This window comes from Asticcacaulis solisilvae, assembly GCF_017875235.1.
Lineage (GTDB): Bacteria > Pseudomonadota > Alphaproteobacteria > Caulobacterales > Caulobacteraceae > Asticcacaulis > Asticcacaulis solisilvae_A.
On the sequence record NZ_JAGGMI010000018.1, the window covers coordinates 65481 to 72276 of the forward strand.

At 60.0% G+C, this 6796-nt stretch carries 5 protein-coding genes; all 5 read left to right on the top strand.

All coding sequences use genetic code 11. The features are described from left to right. Window positions 1-47: 47 nt before the first annotated feature. Entirely contained in the window at window positions 48-1238 is a 1191-nt protein-coding gene (locus J2X24_RS20760; protein ID WP_245345000.1) for a glycoside hydrolase family 88/105 protein, read from the top strand. Window positions 1239-1248: 10 nt separating this feature from the next. Continuing rightward, entirely contained in the window at window positions 1249-2508 is a 1260-nt protein-coding gene (locus J2X24_RS20765) for a DUF2264 domain-containing protein (protein ID WP_209725711.1), read from the top strand. Window positions 2509-3156: 648 nt separating this feature from the next. Further along, window positions 3157-6021 carry a TonB-dependent receptor gene (locus J2X24_RS20770; RefSeq protein ID WP_209725713.1) on the top strand — a complete coding sequence of 955 codons (2865 nt, stop codon included), beginning with the start codon at window positions 3157-3159 and terminating at the stop codon, window positions 6019-6021. 124 nt (window positions 6022-6145) lie between these two features. Then, window positions 6146-6583 carry a GlcG/HbpS family heme-binding protein gene (locus J2X24_RS20775; RefSeq protein WP_209725715.1) on the top strand — a complete coding sequence of 146 codons (438 nt, stop codon included), beginning with the start codon at window positions 6146-6148 and terminating at the stop codon, window positions 6581-6583. A gap of 20 nt (window positions 6584-6603) precedes the next feature. Further along, the coding region (locus J2X24_RS20780) for a hypothetical protein (RefSeq protein WP_209725717.1) at window positions 6604-6796 on the top strand (193 nt) is incomplete at its 3' end.

Consider the following 6796-nt stretch of genomic DNA (forward strand, 5'->3'; position numbering starts at 1 on the left):
ACACCCGACGTCCGGTGAAAAATGATAATCAGTGAGGGACAATCAACATGCTGAAAATGCGAATTCTGGCGTCCGCCGCCGTTGCCGTGCTGCTGTGCGCGGCGCCCACAGCTTTCGCCGCGACAAAGTCGACGACTGACGCTGTTCAGGCCATTCCGTACAAGAGCGACGAGGTCCTGGCCCTTGCCGAACGCGTCGCACAATACCAGTTGGCCAGCATGGCCGGTGGCGTCATCCCGAACAAGGCCTCACCGGATACGCCCAACAAGACGGGCTGGGTGCAGGGCGCCCTGTTCGTCGGCCTGATCGAGATGGCCGAGCACTCGAAAAACCCGATCTACAAGCAGACCATTCTGGCGCGCGGCGAGGCCAACAAGTGGCAACTGGGGCCGACGACCTACCACGCCGACGACCACGTCATCGGCCAGTCCTATCTGTGGGCATCGCGAAATGGCGCGGGCCCTGAGGCGATCGGGCCGCTGAAGGAGCGCTTCGACACCATCCTGGCCTTCCCGCCCGAGGTCGATCTCAAACACCGTGAATATACCGATCCGCGCGGCGTCGACTGCGACGAGCGCTGGTGCTGGTCCGACGCGCTGTTCATGGCGCCGGCGGCGTGGCTCGAACTGTCGAAGGTCACAGGCGAGCCCAAGTACGCCGACTACGCCAAGAAGGAATTCATCGCGACGACTGACTACCTCTACGACCCGCAGGAACACCTCTATTTCCGCGATTCGCGTTTCTTTGACCGTCGCGGACCGGACGGTGAAAAGGTGTTCTGGAGCCGCGGCGACGGCTGGGTCTTCGCCGGCCTGGCCCGGATGATCCCGCTGCTGCCGGAAGGCGATCCCGCCCGCGCCCGCATGGAAACCGTCTTCAAGGAGATGGCCGCGAAGCTGAAAACGATCCAGAAGGCGGACGGCTATTGGTCGCCGTCGCTGCTGTCGGATCCGGCGAAGTCTCTGCCCGAGTCGAGCGGCACCGGGTTCTTCACCTATGGGTTTGCCTGGGGCATCAAGGCGGGGCTGCTGGATGCGAAGGAATATGAGCCGACCGTGCGCAAGGGCTGGACGGCGCTGGTGCGCTCGGTCCACCCGAACGGCAAGTTCGGCTGGGTGCAGCCGGTGTCGGACCGCCCCGAAAGCGTCAGCTTCGAAGACACGCAGTTCTACGGCGTCGGCGCCTTCCTGCTGGCGGCGACGGCGGTGGCCGACCTGAACCTGAAGCCTGGCAAGTAAGGAGGCGAACATGCAAAGACGCGACTTTATCCTGTCGGCCGTCGGCGGGGCTGCTGCCCTAGGGGCGGCTTCGGCTTCGGCCGCGAAACCCGCCAAGCCGGCAAAGCCCGAAAACGACCGTGCCTATATGGCCGGCCTGCTGCAAAAGATGTCCGAGCCCGTCCTGACGAACATGGCCAAGGGCCAGCTCAAGGCGACCTTTCCGGTTGAGGTCAGCCCGATCTGGGACGGCCGCGACAAGAACGTAACCTATATGGAGTGTTTCGGCCGCCTGATTTCGGGACTGGCGCCGTGGCTCAGCCTGCCCGCCACCGATACGGCGGAAGGTCAGGTCCGGCAAAAGCTGACCGAGGCCGCGGTGCAGAGCTATGTCCATTCGGTCGACCCCAAGAGTCCCGACTATCTTTTGTGGGGCGGTCACGGCCAGGCCCTGGTCGACTCGGCCTACTTTACCAACGCGCTTATCCGCGCGCCGAAGCAGATGTGGGAGCCGCTCGACACCACGACGAAGGCGCGCATCGTCAAGGAGGTGAAGAGCCTGCGCCGTGTCTCGCCGCCATATACCAACTGGCTTTTGTTCGCCGCCATGAACGAAGCCTTCCTGCTGATGGTCGGTGAGGATTGGGACCCGATGCGCGTCGACCTGGCCATCAAGAAGATGGAAGAATGGTATGTCGGCGATGGCTGGGTGGCGGATGGCGCCAAGTTCCATTTCGACTATTACAACGCCTACGTCATCTATCCGATGCTGATTGAGATCCTCGAGGTCCTGGTCGAGTATGACGCCAAGTTCAACAATCTGAAGCCGGCCGAGCAACTGCCGATGTGGATGAAGCGGATGCAGCGCTATTGCGAGCATCTCGAACGCTTTGTCTCGCCGACCGGCACCTATCCGCCGATCGGGCGGTCGCTGACCTACCGTACGGCGGTGTTCCAGCCCCTGGGGCTGGCGGCGTGGCGCAAGGCCCTGCCGCAAAAGCTTCCGGAAGGCCAGGTTCGCGCGGCCCTGACCGCCGTTCATCGCGCGGTCTTCAGCGATCCCAGCAACTTTACGAAGGATGGCTACTTGACCATCGGCTTTGCCGGTCATCAGCCGGCTTTGGGCGACTGGTATTCCAACAACGGCAGCATGTACATCACGTCCGAAGGCTTCCTGGCGCTGGGCCTGCCGGAAACCGACTCGTTCTGGACGGCGCCGGCGCAGGACTGGACGCAGAAAAAGGCGTTCGCCAACGCTGCCTTCCCGAAGGACTACGCCGTCGATTACTAGGTGATGGTGAAGCCTGTGTGCGCCGGTCTTCCGGCGCACACCTCAGCGTAGGGCTGCTCCAGGGCGTATCTTGTGATAAATGCGATTTAAAGTCCGCGGCTATCGATAGCGGAAGCTATGGCGGGGATGGGGTCCCTTTGCCCTTGACGAAAAAGAAGATCATATTAGGTGTATATGCGGAGCCATTCTGAGATGGATGCGGCCGGCGCGTCATGATCGCAGTCGTTTCGTCCTTAGAGGGGTTGTCATTCACATAACTTACTTATTATATTAAAAAATATTCGAATTTGCTTGCGATGCGGACGGCTGGTGTGACGATGGAGTAAGATGCCCATCCGCATGAGTCTGTACACATAATCGATACGGAGTATCATATGTTGCGATTATGTAACATCGTTCCGGTTTCTGCGATTGCAGTTCATAAAGTCATACAATAACCGTTCCGATATATGTACTCGAATATCGTTATGCGCTATGAATCGGCCAGCTGATAAGAAAACAGGGTTGAGCGTTCCGCTACCAGATCCGGATCAAGCCATCCGTGTAATGCCGTCAGCCAATGCATACGTGCTGTAACCGCGCGGCCGGCAAGGGGCCGTGTGCAAAATGAAAAAAAGCGCGCGGGTTCGGCTCGCGACAGGAGGGAATATGAAAAGAAAATTATTGCTCACGACGATGCTCGCCATGGGTATCGGTGGCGGAACGTCCGCCTGGGCCCAGGATCCGGCGCCGGAAACGCCGGCCGCTGGCCAGGATACGGATGTCGTTGTCGTCACGGGCTTTCGCGGGTCACTGCAACGCTCGTTGAATCTCAAGAAGGACGCCATTGCCGTCCGTGACTCGATCGTCGCGGAAGACATCGGCAAATTCCCGGAGGCGAACGTCGCTGAAGCGCTGCAGCGCATTCCGGGTATTTACATGTCCCGTGACGGTGCGTCGAACGAAGGCCAGCGCATCGCGATTCGCGGGCTCGGGCCGGAATATACGGTCACGACGCTCAATGGCGCGCCGGTGCGTACGACATCGTCGTCTAACGTCGGTGGTTCGTCGCGTGACTTCAATTACGACGTCTTTGCATCAGAACTTTTTGGCCGCGTTGACTTTTACAAGACGCCGCTCGCTGAACTGGAAGAGGGGGGCGTGGGCGGTGTCGTCGACCTGCAAACGCCGCGTCCGTTCGACGGGCGGGGCGGCCAGGTTCTCCGGTTCAATGCGGTTGCGTCGTACAATACCGCTTCGAAGCATATGGACCCCAATATCTTCGGATTGTTTTCGAAGACCTGGGGCAATTGGGGCTTCCTGATCGGCGCCGCGCATTCGACCAGCGTCAACATGAAGTCGGGCTTCGAAGCGACCGGCGGCTATAACAGCAACTTCCGGTCCGCGAACCCGGTGCCCGTCGATACCAAGACGCCACCAACCCGCCGGAATGGTCCCTTCACCTTCGCGCTGGACTGGAATGATCCGCGCGCGGCCGGCATGCAGGGTAACCGCACCGCCATCGACAATGCCTTTCTTTCCCGCTTCTACCGCTATTACGGCGCCGAAAATACCCGCACGCGCGACGGTCTGGTGTCGTCGGTTCAATTCAAGAACGACAAGCTGAATGTCAGCTTCGATACCCTGTTCTCGAAACTTGAGGATTCGCGCGACGAATTCACCTTCGGCCTGCCCATTCGTAACTCGGCCACGACCAACATGGCGAACCGTCCGGGTACCGCTGGACACAACGGTTTAGTACCGATCAATGTTTCGATCGTCGATGGCAATCTGCTTCAGGGTACGTTCGGCAATACGTCCTACCTGGGCGAAAGCTACTATTATAACGGCAAGACCAACTTCGGTTATGGTGCGCTTAACGGGACCTACCAGCTCAGCGACACCCTCAGGCTGACCGGCCAGCTCTCTGCGTCGGAAAGCGTCGCCTTCTACGACCACAAGCGTATCGTCTCGAATATCTATGGCGTTACATCGGTCATCGAGTGGGGTGACGATCGGGTCTATCCGGGCCTGTCGGCGCCGGGCGTCGACTTTACCAATCCGGCCAATTATGAGGATTTCAGCACCGCCGTGGACTGGAACCGCGAAGTCGACCGCGAGCGTACGGCCAAGCTGGTCGCCGATTGGGACTATTCTCTCGGCAGCTGGACGGGCCACCTGAAGTCCGGTCTGTCGTATGTCGATACGACCAAGCAGAAGACCAAGCGCAACGGAACGGCGAAGGTCCAGGCGAAGTTGGCGGCTGTCGGCGCCGCCAACCTCCGGGCCGCCATGTTGCATTCGGTGCCGCTCGATAATCTGGTCATAGGCGACAATTATCCGAACGCCTGGGCCACGTTCTCGCGCGATTACGTGATCGACACGCTTGATCCGGTCGGGTCGGCCATGGCCTCGCCAGTGGACCTCTCGACCAGCTTTACGGCGCAGGAAGCGATCAGCACCTTCTTCATTCAGTCCGACTTCACCGGCCAGGTCTTCGATCGTGAGCTGCGCGTCAATGCCGGCGTGCGTTACTCGCTGACGGACATGACGATCGATAACTACAAGAAGACCGGAGCGGGCGGCACCTACGAGCCAAATGTCGAAAAGACCAGCTACCAGAATACCTTGCCGTCGGTCAGCTTTGCTTATGACCTGCGTGAAGATCTGATCTGGCGCGGCTCCTGGGGCAAGACGATCACCCGCGCGTCGCTGTCACGTATCGCGGCGCAGACCGTTATCCCCAATATCTACAACGCCTATGCGACCTCGGGTAATCCGGACCTCAAGCCGGAAATCTCGACCAACTGGGATACCGGCCTGGAATGGTATTTCGGCCGTGGCGGCATCGTAAGCGCGGGCTACTTCAAAAAGAAGCTGGTCGATACGACGATTGCCCAGCGCTCGGTCGTGCCGTTCTCCAGCCTCGGCCTGCCGGATGAGTCGCTTGCCATCATCTGGCATACGCAGAACGGCCGTGTCGACCCGAACCTCAACATCGACGTCGATACCTTCGTCAACGGTGGCACTGTCGACCTGGATGGTCTCGAACTGGCGTATCAGCAGAGCTTCAACTTCCTGCCGGCGCCGTGGGATGGCCTGGGAGCGCTGGCCAGCTATACCCAGGTTAACTCCTCAAGCGAAGATCTCAACTACCTGAAGCAGGACGGTCAATATGTCGTCGTCAATCGCATTCCCAAATATTCGTACAGCCTGACCGGTTACTACGAAAAGGGACGGTTCGGCGCGCGTCTGACCTATAACTACAAGGATCGCAGCATTGTCGATCCGAATCCGGACGGCTCCGACCTGCAGCGCTGGAATGCGGGCGTGGGCTATCTCGACGGGAACGTCAGCTACAAGCTCAACGACAACTTCGAGCTCCGTCTCGATGTCCTGAACCTCGCCGACACTCTGGGCTTCCAGTATTACGAAGACGTCGCGGGCCGTTATGGCGATGGCAAGGACACCCGCCTCGACTACGCCAAGTATGACGGCCGTACCATCAAGTTCGGCGTCCGCGGCAAGTTCTAAGCTATTGCCCGGAAGGCACCTGCCGCCCTCCGGGCAATCCTAGGTGTTTGTTACTCCCCGTTTCAGACACGCAACTCCCCACCGGTGGCGGTTTTCGTCACCGGTCTTTTTGCCGAGAAATCTTATGGTTCTGTCCCTGTTTATGATGGCGGCAACAGCCGGTGATCTGCCGCTGGATCAGTCCCTGGCCCTGGCCCGGTCCGCCATCTCCGTCTGCGCGGCAAAGGGCGCGCCGGTCAGCGCCGCCGTGGTTGACGCTGACGGTATCGCCATAGTGATCCTGCGCGGCGATGGATCGAAAAAGCCACCGGTCGCCGCACCCCGCAAGGCCGCCACGGCCGTCAGGTTCCAGGCGCCGGGCTCGGAAATGGAACCGCGCGAGGCATCCGATCCGGAATTCGCCGCCCTCATCAAGGCCAATCCTGAGCTGAACGCGCACGGCGGATCACTGCCGATCTTCAAGGCCGGCAAGCTGATCGGTGGTCTGGCGGTCGCCGACATTGATCACGCCACCGCCGACGCCTGCGCGCGCGAAGCCCTGAAAGCCAATCCCGTACAATAACCGATAAACGGATACTCGAAATGTCGTCACCTTCGTCTGTCTTGCGGATATCTACCGCGCTCGCCGCCGCACTCGTGCTTCACCTTGGCTCCATGGCCGCGCATGCGCAGTCTTCTGTCCCTGCGGAATGGGAGCAGGCTGATGTTGTTTCGGTCAATCGCGAGCCGATGAAGGCGAGCTTCTTCAATTTTGAAAGCAGGGACCTGGCGCTGA